The 14,890-nt window shown below is 57.3% G+C and carries 13 protein-coding genes; 7 read left to right on the top strand and 6 right to left on the bottom strand.

Annotation, left to right across the window (positions count from 1 at the left end):
• Positions 1–141 precede the first annotated feature (141 nt).
• Positions 142–816 (top strand): HTH-type transcriptional regulator RutR, encoded by a 675-nt coding sequence (gene rutR, locus JQR90_RS03090; protein WP_010796943.1) that lies wholly within the window; start codon positions 142–144, stop codon positions 814–816.
• A 53-nt stretch (positions 817–869) separates the two neighbouring features.
• Here rutR and azu read toward each other — a convergent pair whose 3' ends face one another.
• Entirely contained in the window at positions 870–1,322 is a 453-nt protein-coding gene (gene azu / locus JQR90_RS03085) for an azurin (RefSeq protein ID WP_010796942.1), read from the bottom strand.
• Between the two features lie 437 nt (positions 1,323–1,759).
• Here azu and JQR90_RS03080 point away from each other — a divergent pair, with 437 nt between their 5' ends.
• The 6 genes from JQR90_RS03080 (at position 1,760) to JQR90_RS03055 (ending at position 9,193) form a co-directional block, all read left to right on the top strand.
• Positions 1,760–2,347 carry a TIGR00730 family Rossman fold protein gene (locus JQR90_RS03080; RefSeq protein ID WP_010796940.1) on the top strand — a complete coding sequence of 196 codons (588 nt, stop codon included), beginning with the start codon at positions 1,760–1,762 and terminating at the stop codon, positions 2,345–2,347.
• A 132-nt stretch (positions 2,348–2,479) separates the two neighbouring features.
• Positions 2,480–3,340 carry an SDR family oxidoreductase gene (locus tag JQR90_RS03075; RefSeq protein ID WP_112297618.1) on the top strand — a complete coding sequence of 287 codons (861 nt, stop codon included), beginning with the start codon at positions 2,480–2,482 and terminating at the stop codon, positions 3,338–3,340.
• A 141-nt stretch (positions 3,341–3,481) separates the two neighbouring features.
• On the top strand, positions 3,482–4,549 hold the full coding sequence (locus JQR90_RS03070) for a class I mannose-6-phosphate isomerase (RefSeq protein WP_010796938.1): 1,068 nt from the start codon (positions 3,482–3,484) through the stop codon (positions 4,547–4,549).
• 33 nt (positions 4,550–4,582) lie between these two features.
• Positions 4,583–5,440 carry a glucose 1-dehydrogenase gene (locus tag JQR90_RS03065; protein ID WP_010796937.1) on the top strand — a complete coding sequence of 286 codons (858 nt, stop codon included), beginning with the start codon at positions 4,583–4,585 and terminating at the stop codon, positions 5,438–5,440.
• Between the two features lie 175 nt (positions 5,441–5,615).
• Positions 5,616–7,304 (top strand): bifunctional metallophosphatase/5'-nucleotidase, encoded by a 1,689-nt coding sequence (locus JQR90_RS03060; RefSeq protein WP_434140410.1) that lies wholly within the window; start codon positions 5,616–5,618, stop codon positions 7,302–7,304.
• A 245-nt stretch (positions 7,305–7,549) separates the two neighbouring features.
• Positions 7,550–9,193, top strand: coding sequence for an acid phosphatase (locus JQR90_RS03055; RefSeq protein WP_010796935.1), 1,644 nt, complete (start codon positions 7,550–7,552; stop codon positions 9,191–9,193).
• Positions 9,194–9,227: 34 nt separating this feature from the next.
• Here JQR90_RS03055 and JQR90_RS03050 read toward each other — a convergent pair whose 3' ends face one another.
• From JQR90_RS03050 to rpsR, 5 genes are all read right to left on the bottom strand, one after another.
• Entirely contained in the window at positions 9,228–11,480 is a 2,253-nt protein-coding gene (locus JQR90_RS03050; RefSeq protein WP_010796934.1) for a YgiQ family radical SAM protein, read from the bottom strand.
• Between the two features lie 224 nt (positions 11,481–11,704).
• Entirely contained in the window at positions 11,705–13,099 is a 1,395-nt protein-coding gene (dnaB, locus tag JQR90_RS03045; RefSeq protein WP_010796933.1) for a replicative DNA helicase, read from the bottom strand.
• 149 nt (positions 13,100–13,248) lie between these two features.
• Complete coding sequence (rplI, locus tag JQR90_RS03040; protein ID WP_010796932.1) at positions 13,249–13,695, bottom strand: 50S ribosomal protein L9; 447 nt, start codon at positions 13,693–13,695, stop codon at positions 13,249–13,251.
• A 21-nt stretch (positions 13,696–13,716) separates the two neighbouring features.
• The gene (locus tag JQR90_RS03035) at positions 13,717–14,607 is read right to left on the bottom strand and encodes a hypothetical protein (RefSeq protein WP_010796931.1); all 891 of its coding nucleotides are present in this window, start codon (positions 14,605–14,607) and stop codon (positions 13,717–13,719) included.
• Positions 14,608–14,642: 35 nt separating this feature from the next.
• Positions 14,643–14,873, bottom strand: a complete 231-nt coding sequence (rpsR, locus tag JQR90_RS03030) for a 30S ribosomal protein S18 (protein ID WP_007161145.1) — start codon at positions 14,871–14,873, stop codon at positions 14,643–14,645.
• Positions 14,874–14,890: the final 17 nt, after the last annotated feature.

Below are 14,890 nucleotides of genomic sequence, written 5' to 3'. Positions count from 1 at the left end.
CTGGTTTGTGCAGCCCGCACGATGATGGGGCGAAAACCGCAGGCGACCTGCTACTCTGGCGAGCATGAAATTCGACTGACGGTACTCACTCAAGGCCGCTCGCGGTAAAGTGCAGTTCGTGCTGTAGAGGCAGGAGTCGTTGTGAGTCAGGACCGTTCATCCACACCCAGCAAGCCCACTCGCAAGCCCAGTGCTGCGACACTGGAGCGCCGCCGACGGCAGATCGAGGAAAAGCGCGGCATCATCCTTGAGGCAGCGCTGGACTTGTTTTCCCGGTACGGCCTGCATGGGACCAGTCTTGACCAGATAGCCGCCCAGGCAGAGGTTTCCAAGACCAACCTGCTGTACTACTTTGGCAGCAAGGAAGACCTCTACCTCAACGTGCTACGCCAGCTGTTGGTGATCTGGCTGGCCCCCTTGAAGACCTTTAGCACAGAGCAGGACCCAATCGACGCCATCAAGGGCTACATCAGGCACAAGCTGGAAATCTCTCGTGACTACCCAGCCGAATCCCGCCTGTTCTGCATGGAAATCCTGCAAGGCGCGCCGCTGCTCCTGAGCGAACTGGAAGTGCCCCTGCGGGAGACGGTCGAGGCCAAAGCTGCAGTAATCCGCGCCTGGATCGACGCCGGTCAACTGGCTCCGGTCGACCCGCATCACCTGATCTTTACGCTCTGGGCAACCACCCAGCACTACGCCGACTTTCGTGTCCAGGTTCAGGCCATCCTGGGCAAGACCCTCGATGATCTTGTGTTTTTCGAAGAGGTGCTGAGCAGTGTACAGGCACTGATTCTGGACGGTTTGAAGCCCCGTTAGCCTGAAATGCAAAAGCCCGGTCAATGCCGGGCTTTCTATCGGTCTTTCGACATTCAGTCGTCGATCGTGAGCGTGCCCTTCATGATGGCCGCATGACCGGGGAAGGAGCAGAAATATTCATAGTCCTCTCCCTTCTGCAATTTGGAGGTCTCAAACGTCACGGACGTCTTTTCGCCACCTCCAATCACCTTGGTATGGGCGATCACGCGGGAATCGTTTTCCTTGAGGTAATCCTTGTCCATACCGGCCGCGATACCGTCAGTGGCGACGCCCTGGACATCATCCTTTGTGGTCAAGACCCAGTTATGCCCCATCACATTCTTGGGAAGCGTGCCGGGATGGATCAGGTTGACCGTGAATTGCTTGCAGTCCTCATTGACCTTGATCTTGTCCGTGCTGAAGGTCATCTGATCAGTTCCCTGAATATCGACCGAGCACTGGTCGGCTGCCCATACGGATGAGCTGGCCAGAGCAAGCAGAGAGACAGCGAAAAGCGAACGTTTCATGAAATCTCCTAACGCATGTGTTCACTTAGTGAAGACTGGCATGTTTGAAAGCGAGTTCCAATCGCTAAAACGCCTGGAACATGGTTTGCAACGAAACGGCTATGGCTGCCATCGAAACTTTTGAGCGGCAAGGCCAGCCTGATATTGAGAGGATGCCCCTGTCACTTGCCGTCTTGAGGAGTACCCACCATGAAATTCCCGGACTACATCAACCAGCTTTTCATCGCCTACGCTCTGGGTGCCAGCGGCACCTGTCCTGAACAGGTCTCTGCCTGATGCTCCCTCCAGCCTGAAGTAATCGGCACGCGCGCACCTGCGATCAGCCGATTGCTTCATGGCCACCTCTCCCGCATGCACTACGGCACTGATCATGACAAGACTTGGTTAACCTCGGCGTGAGGATTACGCTTACGCCTCCTACCAGCCAAGGATCAGCAATGTCGTTGAAAGCCGTTTGTGTATTTTGTGGCGCCAAGACAGGCGCCGACCCGATCTACCGTGAAGCTGCCGAAGCCTTGGGTCGCGCCCTGGCCAAGCGCGGTCTTACGCTCGTCTATGGTGGCGGTGCCGTGGGCCTGATGGGCATCGTGGCCGACGCGACCCTCGCAGCCGGAGGCGAGGTGATAGGCATCATCCCCAAAAGCCTCCAGGATGCCGAAGTCGGCCACAAGGGACTGACCCGCCTTGAAGTAGTCGATGGCATGCATGCCCGTAAGGCACGGATGTCAGAACTGGCCGATGCGTTTGTAGCCCTGCCGGGGGGGTTGGGCACACTGGAAGAGCTATTTGAAGTCTGGACTTGGGGTCAGCTCGGCTATCACGCCAAGCCGCTGGGCCTTCTGGAAGTAAACAACTTTTACGCGCCCCTTGCGCAATTTCTGGATCATGCAGTGAGTCAAGGTTTTGTGGCCGGCCCTCATCGCGAGATGCTTCAGGTCAGCCAGTCGCCGGATGAGCTGCTCGATGCGCTCGAGCAATGGAAGCCCACCGTAGCGCCTCGCTGGCACGCCAACGCGCCCAAGTAGATCGCTTCAGTCGATAAAGCGAGGCGTATGGCCTCGTTTTATCGTTTCAGCACCACTCATCTCTTTTGGTGAACCCGCTCAACGTATGGCATGTCGCATTTTTACATCGCCCTAACACGTTTGGAGGAATTCATCATGACCGATTACCCACGCCCACCTTTCCCCGAACAACCTCAAGAGCCGCCAGCGCTTCAATCCAAAATGACACCCGTCCCGGACTGTGGCGAGCAGAGCTACAAGGGTTCCGGTCGTCTGGCTGGTAAGGTTGCACTCATCACCGGGGGAGACAGCGGCATCGGTCGTGCAGTGGCCATAGCCTTCGCTCGGGAAGGTGCCGATGTTGCCATTTCCTACCTGAACGAACATGAAGATGCCGAGGATACTGCGCGCTACGTGAAAGAAGCCGGACGCAAGGTTCTGCTGCTGCCAGGCGATATCAGCAAGCGCCAGCAATGCCTGGATATCGTTCAAAAGACCGTGTCCGAGTTCGGCCGCATCGATGTACTCGTCAATAACGCCGCATTCCAGATGTCCCACGAGTCGCTGGAAGAGATTCCGGATGAAGAATGGGTATACACGTTCGATACCAACATCACGGCCATGTTTCGTATCACCCAGGCAGCCGTCAAACACATGGGCAAAGGTGGTTCGATCATCAACACCACCTCTGTGAATTCGGACATGCCCAAGGCCACTCTGCTGCCCTATGCCACCACGAAGGGAGCGATTGCCAACTTTACGGCAGGTCTGGCTCAGCTCCTGGCCGAAAAAGGCATCCGTGCGAACAGCGTAGCACCCGGCCCGATCTGGACACCGCTGATTCCGTCCACCATGCCGCCTGAACAGGCCTCGCAGTTCGGTAGCCAGGTTCCGCTGGGACGAGCAGGTCAACCGGCCGAGCTTGCACCTGTATATGTCATGTTGGCCTCTGATGAAGCCAGCTATGTGTCCGGCGCTCGCGTTGCAGTCACTGGCGGCAAGCCGATTCTGTAAGACCTACTGCGCCATGGTCGGCTACAAACCGGCCGACCGTGGCCAGACCAAACATCTACATGCTCTTAATGACTCATGCGCCCTTGTGAGCGTACGGGATTGTTTTGCCTGCCTGTTCCTCATCTGTACTAAGGAGCACACATGGACTGGTACCCTCTTCGGTTATCTACCCCTATCCGTAGCCACATGTTTGGCGGTCACGCCATTGCTGAAATACTGGGTCGCCGCGGGCTGCCTGCTGGCCGTATTGCCGAGACATGGGAAGTCAGCGATGTCGAAGGCAGCATTGCAAATGTCACCGAGGGCTCGCTTGCCGGTCAATCGCTTCGTGATCTGGTGAAGCGTTATCCCACCGAGCTGGTGGGCCCGGGGTTTGATGGTCCCTATTTTCCCCTGCTCAGCAAGTTTATCGATGGCTGCGGCATGTTGCCGGTGCATTTGCATGCTGATGACGAAACCGCTCGCCGTCTCGAATGCCAGCCCAACGGCAAGACCGAAGCCTGGCATATCCTTTGGGCCGAGCCCGGTGCCACCGCACTGGTCGGAATCAAGCCGGGGATTAATCGCGATACCTTGCGCAGCGCCCTGATTGCCCAGGATTACGACGCCGTCATGCGCCGTCTGCCGGTCCGTGCAGGCGAAACCATCTATGTGCCTGGAGGCACGCTGCACAGCTTTGGCCCCGGTACGCTGATCTATGAGATCGAGCAGACTTCGGACACCCAACAACAGGCAATGCCCTGGCAGATGTCCGACGGCTCGCCACTCAGCCATCAGGACTGGATTGACGGTATCGATCAGCTGCTCGAAGAGTGCTATCTCGAACCCCAACCCGAATTCACACCCGGCTTCCGGCTGCCCCAAGGCAATGACATTGATCGCTTAATCTGTACTGCTAGCCCTTACTTTGCCTTGGAGCGCTGGCGTGTAGCCGGTGCGGGCGCCAGGCCACTTACCTACCGTTTCAACAAGGCCACGCTGCTCAGCAACGTCGGCACACCCATCCGCATTCAGGCCGGTAACTGGTCTGGCGTCCTGGGCGCTGCCGAAACCCTTTTGCTGCCTGCCGCGCTAGGAGAAATTCAGTTAGCCGGACCGGCTGACGTCCTGTTCGGCTACGTACCTGACCTTGAGCAAGACATTCGGACGCCCTTGCGCGCTGCAGGCTACGGTGATCAAGCCTTTGCAGTGCTGGGCGCCACGCATTAACCCATTTTTCTAACCACTTGAAAGGAGGTCTTTATGTCCGACTATCCAACGCCACCCATGCCAGCCGAAACCCAACCCTATCCGGGCTATGAAAGCCAGATGAATCCGCGTCCGGACTTTGGCGAGCAGAGCTACAAAGGCTCCGGCCGCCTGAAAGGCAAGGCCGCACTCATTACCGGCGGTGACAGCGGTATCGGTCGCGCGGTGGCTCTGGCCTTTGCTCGCGAAGGTGCGGACGTTGCTATCTCCTACCTGAGCGAAGACGAGGACGCCCGTGAAACCGCGCGTCTCGTGACCGAAGCAGGCCGCAAGGCAATCCTGATTCCAGGTGACTTGAGTCAGCGCGAAAACTGCCTGGCCGTCGTGCAGAAAACCGTTGAAGCGTTTGGCCGTATCGACGTGCTGGTCAACAACGCCGCGTTTCAGATGACCCGCCAGTCGCTGGAAGAAATTCCGGATGAAGAGTGGGTGCACACGTTCGATGTGAACATCACCGCCATGTTCCGCATTACCCAGGCGGCTGTGAAGCACATGCCCAAGGGCGGCTCCATCATCAATACCTCCTCGATCAATGCGGACATCGCGCCGCCTTCACTGCTGGCTTACTCTGCCACCAAAGGAGCAATCGCTAACTTCACGGCAGGTCTGGCGCAACTTCTGGCCGAAAAAGGTATTCGCGCAAACAGCGTGGCACCCGGACCGATCTGGACGCCGCTGATCCCCTGCACCATGCCAGCCGAACAGGTGGAAAGCTTCGGCAAGATGGCGCCGCTGGGTCGTCCTGGCCAGCCTGTCGAACTGGCGCCAGTCTATGTAATGCTGGCCTCGGATGAATCCAGCTACGTCTCCGGTGCCATGGTGCCTGTCACTGGCGGCTCGCCCGTGCTCTGATCGATCACGGCTGGGCTGTCTAACGGCCCAGCCGGCTTCTTACGCTGTTCTGTCATCTCTCCGCTTCATACTGCGCCTACCGTTTCGTTGAAAGCATGCTATTGCTTAAAGGATGAAGCGATCCGCTTGGTATGCCTCTCTGGCATGCATATCCCTCTGCACCTGGAAGCGCTAGATGATGCCTGTTCGCTCTTATGCTGCCCTGGGCCCTGTGGCCTTGTCCCTCCTGCTGACGGCCTGCTCTTCGGCCCCGACCCAACCGTTAGAGATCAACCTGGCCGTATTCAATGACTTTCACGGCTACCTGCAACCCGCCAGACTGACCTACCCTGACTCCACCGCACCCGACGGCAAACGCACAATCGAAGCGGGTGGTATAGAGGTGCTGGGTGGCGTTATCAACTATCTGCGTCAACAGGATCCAGAGCTACTGGTCGTTGCCAGCGGTGACCTCATCGGTGGCAGCCCACCCATCTCATCGCTCTGGGCGGACGAGCCCACCATCGAAGCCATGAACCTATTGGGGCTGCAACTCTCGGCGGTAGGTAATCATGAGCTGGACAACGGAAAGGATGAACTGCTGCGTATCATCAATGGCGGCTGCGCTTCCAACCGACCCCAGAAAGCCTGCCAGCTGCACAAAAACTATCAGGGGGCGCACTTTACCTACCTGGCTGCAAACCTGATCGATAACCAGACGGGTAAACCCGTGTTTCCGGCCTACCAGATCCTGGAAGCCCACGGACAAAAAATCGCATTCGTGGGTGCCGTGCTGAAAGACGTAGCCCGGATCGTCTCGCCGGCTGGCATGAACGGACTGAGCGTTCAGGACGAAGCCGATGCCATCAACGCCCAGATCCCTGCCCTCAAGGCCCAGGGTGTAGAGGCCATCATCGCAGTGATTCACCAGGGCGGAGGCACGAATGAATCCTACAACGCGCCAGACTGCACCCGCCTGCGCGGCCCTATCGTCGAGATTACCAAGCGCCTTGATCCGGCAGTCGATGTCGTTGCCAGTGCCCACACGCATCAGTCTTATACCTGTCACGTGGACAATCGCCTTGTCTTTCAGGGCGGCTCCTACGGGCAGTTCGTTAGCCATGTACGGCTCGGCATTAACCCCAAGACCCACGATATCATCTCGGCCAGCAGCGAAAACCTGACCGTGGACGCCCATCGCTACACTCCCGATCCTGCGCTCGCCGCGCTGCGTCAGGAAGTTGAAAAGCGTAGCCAGCATGTGCTTCAGCGGCCTATCGCACGTATTGCTGTCCCCCAGATCACTCGCATGACCGATGCGAATGGCGAATCGACGCTAGGCGATCTCATTGCCGACGCCCAACTTCAGGCGACACGCAAGCTGGGCGCCCAGATTGCCCTCATGAACGCAGGCGGCATCCGCAGTAATCTGGCTCTGGAGCCTGGCCAATCCAGGCTGACCTACGCCCAACTGGCCGCCAATCAGCCATTCGGCAATACCCTGACCTTGCTGACCTTGAGCGGTGCCCAGCTCTATCAGCTCATGGAGGAGCAATGGAGCAGTGACGACAGCGCCAGTCTGATGCAGGTTTCGGAAGGCTTCAGCTACCGCTGGAATCCGGCAGGCAAACCGGGCCAGAAAGTGGTTTCCGGAAGCATGAAGCTGAATGGACAGCCGATCCGGCTCGACCAGGATTACCGCATTACAGTGAACAACTTCATGGCCCAGGGAGGGGATGGACTTGAGATCCTCAAGCACGCCCGCCACGTACAGGAGACCGGCATTCTTGATGTCGATGCGCTTGAACACTATCTCGTTGAACGGGACACGTCCGGCAAGCCGGCCGGCCAAGCTAAACCTGCCGGACGTATTCAACGCTTGTAAGCGTGGCTGATATGACCCTTCTTAGCGCCATGCTATGTAACATGGCGCTTCATCTACGGACTGCAGCGGTAGTCCGCCTGCCCTTACTGGCTCGCATGCTCTCAGTGATAAAACTGATCAGCCAGCGCCTGCAAAAAAGTTAGCTAGGCATACAAATAACTGACTTAATAAGAACGTATCGCTCGAAAATCTGAAATATTTTGTTACTACTGTAGAGGCCAGCTCCGTTACTGAGGTTTCCTCCGATGAAAGATGACGACCGTAATAAGCCCGATTCCACCCTCGAGAAATCAAGACGCCGCTTCCTGATCGGAGCAGGTGTCGTCGGGTTAGGGCTAGGTTTGCCCGGTCTTGACCGCATGGGAATGGCTGAAGCTGCCGAGCGCAAGGCATTCGACCATTCACTGAAACGGCAAATCAAAAATGTCGTTGTTATCTACGCGGAAAACCGCAGCTTCAATAACCTGTTTGGCAATTTTCCTGGCGTCTCGAAGCCACTGTCTGCGGTCAACGCCAAGCATTTCCAGCAGAAGGACCGTAACGGACAGCCGCTACCGCACTTACCCAAGATCTGGGGTGGCCTGGTGCCTATGGCTCAGACCATTGACGGTCAGCAATACCTGATTACTGAAGATCAGATCAGTGGGCTTTCCAATGCACCCTTTCCTCTGAAGGATGCTCAAGGCAAGCCGCTTAACCCGGGCTTGATCACTCGTGATCTCGTACATGCGTTCTACCAGAACCAGATGCAGATCAACGGCGGGCGCAATGACGGCTTTGTCGCCTGGGGTGACTCGGGTGCACTGGTCATGGGTTACTACAGCCAGCCCGAGAAATTGCGCTTGTGGAAACTGGCCCAGGAATTCACCCTCTGCGATAACTTCTTCATGGCTGCTTTTGGTGGCTCTTTCCTGAACCATCAGTTCCTGATCTCGGGTCGCGCGCCGTTCTACCCCAACCACACCACCAGCCCGGCAAAGGACAAGGTGGCGGTGCTTAAAGGGAAGAATCCGCTGGACTATGAGTTGGCTCTGGCGGACAACTCTCCTGCCTCGGCCCTGGACGGACGCCCGGTATTCGTCAATCCGGGCGCGCTTAGCCCTGACGGCTATGCCATCAATACCATGTTGCCGCCCTATCAGCCCAGCCAGATTCCGCCGCCGGCAGGAGGCGACCCAGCCCTGTCCGACCCGACCAACCCGAGCGTACTGCCACCACAGACCCATGCCACCATTGGCGACCTGCTGTCAGCCAAGGGTGTGGACTGGGCTTGGTACTCGGGAGGCTGGCAGGCAGCGTTGGAGGGCAATGGCGCCGATACCCGGTTTCAGGCGCACCACCAGCCATTCAACTACTTCAAGCGCTTCGCCCCGGGCACGGCAGCACGCGAGCAGCACATCCGCGACGGCGGAATTGGCGATGATCCGAGTACCAACCGCTTCCTGGCAGACATCGATGCCGGTCGCCTGCCGCCTGTAACCTTCTACAAGCCCCAGGGCAGCCTCAACCTGCATGCCGGTTATGCCGATGTCGCTTCAGGCGATCAGCACATTGCCAAGGTTATCGAACATCTGCAGAAAGGCCCGCAATGGGAAAACACCGTAGTCGTCATTACGTTCGATGAGAACGGCGGCTGGTGGGATCACGTAGCACCGCCCAAGGGTGATCGCTGGGGTCCAGGCACACGTATTCCGGCCCTTGTCGTGTCACCTTTCGCACGCAAAGGACATGTCGATCACGACCTGTACGACACCACCTCAATCCTGCGCCTGATCACCCGGCTCCACGGCTTGCCGCCGCTCAAGGGTCTGGTGGAGCGCGACATCGCACGCGTCACCTACGGTCTCGCCCCCTTGGGCGATCTTACCGGCGCGTTGACGATCCGCTGATAGCAAAACGGCGAGCCTGAGGCTCGCCGTTTCATCAACGCGGAATATTGGGTTCTCGCCGGGGCTTTTTCTTGCCTTTGGCAAACGCCACCGCCTGACCTTCCTGCTTCTTGTCCCATCCCTTGCTGCCATCCGCTGCCCGCGGCGGTAAGCCGGTATGCTGAGTCAGCAGCGGCTTGCCTGCTTTTTTGCTACCCAGTGGCGTCGAATTCTTACGACGTGCACTTTGATAAGTACCATCCACAGCGGGCTGGAACGTGGGAATCAGGTGATGCTTGCCGTTACCGATCAAGTCGGCACGCCCCATATCCTTGAGCGCTTCACGCAGCATCGGCCAGTTGTTTGGGTCGTGATAGCGCAGGAATGCCTTGTGCAGGCGGCGTTGACGCTCCCCCTTCACGATCGGTACGCCATCGCTCTTGTAAGTTACCTTGCGCAGCGGATTCTTGCCCGAATGGTACATCGCAGTCGCGGTTGCCATTGGCGACGGATAGAACGCCTGTACCTGATCCGCCCGGAAGCCGTTACGCTTGAGCCAGAGCGCCAGGTTCATCATGTCTTCGTCAGTCGTACCCGGATGCGCAGCGATGAAATAAGGAATCAGGTACTGTTCCTTACCGGCTTCCTTCGTATACTTCTCGAACATCTGCTTGAAGCGATCGTAACTGCCGATGCCCGGTTTCATCATCTTGGAAAGCGGACCTTCCTCGGTGTGCTCCGGTGCAATCTTCAAGTAGCCTCCCACGTGATGGGTTACCAGCTCCTTTACGTACTCTGGCGACTCTACCGCCAGGTCATACCGCAAGCCCGACGCAATCAGGATCTTCTTCACACCCGGCAGGGCACGCGCAGAGCGATACAACTGAATCAGCGCCGAGTGGTCGGTGTTCAGGTTTTCGCAGATACCCGGCCACACGCAGGACGGCTTGCGGCAATGCTTCTCGATTTCCGGGTCCTTGCACGCAATCCGGTACATGTTGGCCGTCGGGCCACCCAAGTCGGAAATAACCCCGGTAAACCCTGGCACTTTGTCGCGAATTTCCTCGATTTCTCGAATAATGGACTCTTCCGAACGGTTCTGGATAATGCGGCCTTCGTGCTCGGTAATGGAGCAGAAAGTGCAGCCGCCAAAACAGCCGCGCATGATGTTGACCGAGAAGCGGATCATCTCGTACGCAGGAATCCGCTCGCCTTTATAAGCAGGATGCGGAACACGGGCATAGGTCAGCCCGAAGACGTAGTCCATCTCTTCAGTGGTCAGCGGAATTGGCGGCGCATTGAGCCATACGTCCTGATCGCCATGACGCTGAACCAGCGCGCGGGCATTGCCCGGGTTGGTCTCCAGGTGCAGCACGCGGTTGGCGTGGGCATACAGGACCGGATCGCCCTTTACTTTCTCGAACGACGGCAGCCGAATGACCGTCTTGTCACGGGTAAGCTTCGGGCTGGGCAGCAGCTGAACAACCTTCGCTTCCTCAGGATCTTCCTGCGGCCCCTTGGACTGCTCAATGGCACACGCCTGCAAATCCTGTGTATTGACGTAGGGGTTGATGATCTTGTCGACCTTCCCCGGACGGTCAATACGCGTCGAGTCCAGCTCGAACCAACCTTCCGGCGTGTCCTTGCGGATAAACGCAGTGCCGCGAATATCGGTGATCGCCTGGATGGGTTCACCCGCAGCCAAGCGGTGAGCAATCTCCACGACTGCACGTTCGGCATTGCCGTATAGCAGAATATCCGCCTTTGCATCCATCAGGATGGAATGGCGTACCTTGTCCTGCCAGTAGTCGTAGTGAGCAATCCGGCGCAGTGATGCCTCGATACCGCCCAGGACAATCGGTACCCCCTTATAGGCTTCACGGCAACGCTGGCTGTAGACCATGCTGGCACGATCGGGACGCTTGCCGGCCAAACCGCCTGGTGTATAGGCGTCATCGGAGCGAATCTTGCGATCGGCTGTATAGCGGTTGATCATCGAATCCATGTTGCCTGCCGCCACGCCAAAAAACAGGTTCGGCTTGCCAAGCTTCATAAAGTCGTCTTTGGACTGCCAGTCTGGCTGGGAGATAATCCCTACCCGAAAGCCTTGCGCTTCCAGAAGACGTCCAATGATAGCCATGCCAAAGGATGGATGATCCACATAGGCATCGCCTGTCACGACAATGATGTCGCAACTGTCCCAGCCGAGCAGGTCCATCTCCTCCCTGCTCATCGGCAGGAAAGGCGCAGGTCCAAAACACTCAGCCCAATATTTGGGATAGTCGAACAACGGCTTGGCAGCGAGCATGAAGGCTTCCGGGGATTAAAAGTGGTGCGGGAGGAGGTGCAAGAATAGCACAAAAAATAGCCAGTTAAGAGAGGCGAACCGCTATCCGTCGCCTGACAGCCGCATGGTTACTGGACTGCTGAGTTTGCCGAACGCGCGCATCCACGCCTGGATTACCACATGCAAGGCCAAGGCGCTTATAAAAAAGCCGCACAGGTGTGCGGCTTTTTTGCGCTCTCGACAACTTAGTCGTCGTCGAAGTTATAACTGCCGGGCGCCAAGTTCTCGAAACGGGTGTATTTGCCGATAAAGGCGAGTCGCACCGTACCGATAGGACCGTTACGCTGTTTACCGATAATGATTTCGGCTACACCCTTGTACTCGGTTTCAGGGTGATACACCTCATCCCGGTACACAAACATGATTACGTCGGCGTCCTGCTCGATCGCTCCGGATTCACGCAAGTCGGAGTTCACCGGGCGCTTGTTCGGCCGCTGTTCCAGCGAGCGGTTAAGCTGGGACAACGCGACCACCGGACAGTTGAACTCCTTGGCCAGCGCTTTGAGCGAGCGCGAAATTTCGGAAATCTCATTGGTCCGGTTTTCGCTGGCTGCCCCGCCAATCCGCATCAATTGCAGGTAGTCGACCATGATCAGCGCCAAGTCACCGTGTTCACGCACCAAACGCCGCGTACGTGCACGCATTTCCGACGGGCTGATACCTGCCGTGTCGTCGATAAACAGCTTGCGGTCATTCAGGAGGTTGACCGCTGAGGTCAGCCTTGGCCAGTCATCGTCCTCCAGCTTACCCGAGCGGACCTTGGTCTGATCGATTCGCCCAAGGGACGACAACATACGCATCACGATCGAATCAGCTGGCATTTCCAGTGAAAATACAAGCACGGCCTTGTCAGTACGCAGTACCGCATTTTCGACCAGGTTCATGGCAAAGGTCGTCTTACCCATCGAGGGACGTCCCGCCACGATAACCAGGTCCGACGGTTGAAGGCCGCTGGTTTTATCATCCAGATCCACGAATCCTGTGGAAACACCCGTAATGGCATTATCCGAGTTGAACAGGGTATCGATTCGATCAATGGCCTTGGTCAGGATGTCATTAACGCCAATCGGACCTCCTGTCTTGGGACGGGCCTCGGCAATTTCGAAAATCTTGCGCTCCGCCTCATCAAGAAGCTCATTGGCGCCCCGACCTTCAGGGTTATAGGCACTGTCGGCAATGTCATTGCTGATGCCGATCAGCTGGCGCAGCGTGGCGCGCTCGCGCACGATCTGGCCATAGGCCTTGATGTTTGCAACAGAGGGGGTGTTTTTTGCCAGCTCACCCAGATAAGCCAGCCCCCCTACCTGGGGTAGTTGTCCTTCCTTGTCGAGCTGCTCGGATAACGTAACCACATCGAAAGGCTGGTTGCTTTCAGCCAGACGAGCAATGGCACGAAAGATCAGGCGATGGTCATGGCGATAGAAGTCGCCGTCCGATACCTGGTCCGAGACGCGTTCCCACGCATTGTTATCCAGCATCAAGCCACCCAGCACGGCCTGCTCGGCCTCGATGGAGTGCGGTGGCACCTTCAGCGCGGCAGTTTGCAAATCGTATTGTTCAGCGATGGCGATCTCATTCATGGCGTAGCGATTGGCACCGAAAGTTCGATCAGAGAAGACAGGCCTTCATGGCCTGAAAAAAAACGGGCACGTCATTACGAGAATGACGTGCCCGATTGTCGGCAGGCTTGCATGTTCGTGCAAGCCCGCTAGTCAGTTGTCATGACCGCTTATTCAGCAACCACGACCACCTTGACGGTAGTTTCAACGTCGGTGTGCAGCTGCACATCTACGTCGAACTCGCCAACGTTACGCAGAGCGCCGTTGGGCAGACGAACTTCGCTCTTGTCCAGCTCAACGCCAGCAGCAGAAACAGCTTCGGCGATATCGCGAGTACCGATAGAGCCGAACAGCTTGCCTTCGTCGCCAGAGTTGGCAGCGATGGTAACGGTCAGTTCGTTCAGCTTGGCAGCACGAGCTTCAGCAGAAGCCTTCTTATCGGCAGCCTGCTTCTCGAGCTCTGCACGACGTGCTTCGAACGCAGCAACGTTGTCAGCAGTAGCGGCAGTTGCCTTGCCCTGCGGCAGCAGGAAGTTACGAGCGTAACCGCCCTTGACGTTCACTTTATCGCCCAGGTTGCCCAGGTTGGCGATCTTTTCCAGCAGGATGACTTCCATTTGAGTCTTACCTCTTAACTTTTAACCTTCACCGTTCGTGGAGTCCTTGGGCGTATTGCCCAGGCGCCCACGAAAATCAAACAGACTGTCGACCACGGCTACGATCACCAACAACGGATAGATCAACTGCCCAAAAATCAGCAGTGTCACGTACAACCCCACCAGCCAGAACGTGGCCATATGCTTCTGTCTTACCAGTCCGTGAAGCAGGGCAACGCCAGCTATCGCCAGGGGTACACTGCACAGCGGTGTCAACATCCCAAGTCCCAGGTTGATGTTGGGTGCCAGTAGCATGACCAACAGCATTCCCAGTGCCAGGGCGGGCGACAATCTCAGCGCATGAAACTCACGCGCGAAACCGCCTGGGTTATACAGCGCAGCTTGCCAATAACGTCCCAACATCAGGCACAGCAGACAGACAATCTGGAAAAGACTCGCCATCAGACCGGTCAATACAGGCACCAGCATGTCATGCAGCTGGGCCTGCTTGGCTTCCGGCAAAGCATCCGGTGACTGACCCGCCATCTGAGGCAGAAGCTTTTGAATTTCCTCTGCCAAGAGGTTGATGGGCTCTGCGTAGACATGACCAATGGTCACAGCAAACGCCAGACCGACCAGGATGCTGGCGAGCAGGACACGCGGCCAGGAAACACTGCTGCGTAAAACCAGCGCCAGCGCCAGGGTACCGACGAATACGAGCGCAATGCTCGGATCCCCCAGATACCACCAGAACGCGGCCGGCAGCAATGCCCAGACCACTACACCTGCAGCGTCACTTGCGCCACGGCGCAGGACGACCAGACTCCCTGCTGCAGCGCTGAGCCAGTACAGAAATGGCACAACCGCTGCAATCACCACCGTAAGGGTGGCTTGCATGCGACCGCGCATGATGAAATCAGCAAGGGCTCGCATGCGAATTATCCGTTAGTTCGTGTCGATGCCCGGTCTCAACGGCCGTGGCTGTCGGTGTAGGGCAACAGGGCCAGATAACGAGCACGCTTGATGGCAGTACCCAGCTGACGCTGGTACTTGGCCTTGGTGCCAGTGATACGGCTCGGAACGATCTTGCCGGTTTCGGAGACGTAGGCTTTCAGGGTGTTCAGATCTTTGTAATCGATCTCTTTCACGCCTTCAGCGGTGAAACGGCAGAATTTACGACGACGGAAGAAACGTGCCATAACAATGATTCCTCAAT

It is taken from the genome of Pseudomonas sp. JZ114, from assembly GCF_051027705.1.
Lineage (GTDB): Bacteria > Pseudomonadota > Gammaproteobacteria > Pseudomonadales > Pseudomonadaceae > Chryseomonas > Chryseomonas luteola.
The sequence above is the reverse complement of the archived record's forward strand: the minus strand, read 5'-3'. Positions and strand labels throughout refer to the sequence as shown.

What these genes read in the sequence shown, in the direction of transcription:
- azu (WP_010796942.1), bottom strand. Translation starts at nt 1,322, where the DNA reads ATGAAACGTTCGCTTTTCGCTGTCTCTCTGCTTGCTCTGGCCAGCTCA.
- JQR90_RS03080 (WP_010796940.1), top strand. Translation starts at nt 1,760, where the DNA reads ATGTCGTTGAAAGCCGTTTGTGTATTTTGTGGCGCCAAGACAGGCGCC.
- JQR90_RS03070 (WP_010796938.1), top strand. Translation starts at nt 3,482, where the DNA reads ATGGACTGGTACCCTCTTCGGTTATCTACCCCTATCCGTAGCCACATG.
- JQR90_RS03065 (WP_010796937.1), top strand. Translation starts at nt 4,583, where the DNA reads ATGTCCGACTATCCAACGCCACCCATGCCAGCCGAAACCCAACCCTAT.
- JQR90_RS03060 (WP_434140410.1), top strand. Translation starts at nt 5,616, where the DNA reads ATGATGCCTGTTCGCTCTTATGCTGCCCTGGGCCCTGTGGCCTTGTCC.
- JQR90_RS03055 (WP_010796935.1), top strand. Translation starts at nt 7,550, where the DNA reads ATGAAAGATGACGACCGTAATAAGCCCGATTCCACCCTCGAGAAATCA.
- JQR90_RS03050 (WP_010796934.1), bottom strand. Translation starts at nt 11,480, where the DNA reads ATGCTCGCTGCCAAGCCGTTGTTCGACTATCCCAAATATTGGGCTGAG.
- dnaB (WP_010796933.1), bottom strand. Translation starts at nt 13,099, where the DNA reads ATGAATGAGATCGCCATCGCTGAACAATACGATTTGCAAACTGCCGCG.
- rplI (WP_010796932.1), bottom strand. Translation starts at nt 13,695, where the DNA reads ATGGAAGTCATCCTGCTGGAAAAGATCGCCAACCTGGGCAACCTGGGC.
- JQR90_RS03035 (WP_010796931.1), bottom strand. Translation starts at nt 14,607, where the DNA reads ATGCGAGCCCTTGCTGATTTCATCATGCGCGGTCGCATGCAAGCCACC.
- rpsR (WP_007161145.1), bottom strand. Translation starts at nt 14,873, where the DNA reads ATGGCACGTTTCTTCCGTCGTCGTAAATTCTGCCGTTTCACCGCTGAA.